Origin of the sequence: Streptomyces sp. NPDC127092 (assembly GCF_042722475.1) — a bacterium.
Lineage (GTDB): Bacteria > Actinomycetota > Actinomycetes > Streptomycetales > Streptomycetaceae > Streptomyces.
In genome coordinates this window covers 1-752 of record NZ_JBHXFE010000230.1, presented here as the reverse complement: position 1 = coordinate 752, position 752 = coordinate 1, and the positions used below count along the sequence as shown (strand labels likewise).

The window sequence follows — 752 nt, the reverse complement described above, 5'->3', positions numbered from 1 at the left end:
GCGTGTCCGGCGCGTCCGCCCTCTCCCCGGAGCTGGTGCACTTCTTCCGCGGCGCCGGCATTCCGATCGTGGAGGGCTACGGCCTCACGGAGACCACCGCGCCGGCCACCGTGAACATCCCCGGCGCGCACCGCGTGGGCACCGTGGGCCTGCCCGTGGCCGGGGTGACGGTGAAGATCGCCGAGGACGGCGAGATCCTCATCCGCGGCCCCGTGGTGTTCGACGGCTACCACGGCATGCCGAAGGCGTCGGCGGAGGCGATGGAGGACGACTTCTTCCGCACCGGGGACATCGGTGCGCTGGACGAGCACGGCTTCCTGCGGATCACCGGCCGCAAGAAGGACGTGATCATCACCGCCGGCGGCAAGAACGTGTACCCCACGCCCATGGAGGAGGCGCTGCGCCAGCACCGGCTCATCGAGCACGTCGTGGTGGTCGGGGAGAACCGTCCGTTCGTGGGCGCCCTCATCACCCTGGACGCCGAGGCCTTCACCCAGTGGGCCCTGGACCGCGAGCTCACCCTCACTCCGGCCGAGGCCGCGACGGACCCCACCGTGCTGGCCTCGATCCAGGAGGCGGTGGACCAGGTCAACGCGGGCGTCTCCCGCGCCGAGTCCATCCGCCGCTTCCGCATCCTGGACCACCCGTTCACCGAGGACTCCGGGCACGTCACCCAGTCCCAGAAGCTCAAGCGGGCCCAGGTGATCGAGGACCACGCCGAGGACGTCGAGGCCCTCTACCGCCGCTGACCC

Annotated in this window: 1 protein-coding gene; it reads left to right on the top strand. The window is 71.1% G+C overall.

Annotation, left to right across the window (positions count from 1 at the left end; all coding sequences use genetic code 11):
- Positions 1-749: AMP-dependent synthetase/ligase (locus ACFWJO_RS39190; RefSeq protein ID WP_386873006.1), on the top strand; the 749-nt coding region annotated here is incomplete at its 5' end.
- Positions 750-752: the final 3 nt, after the last annotated feature.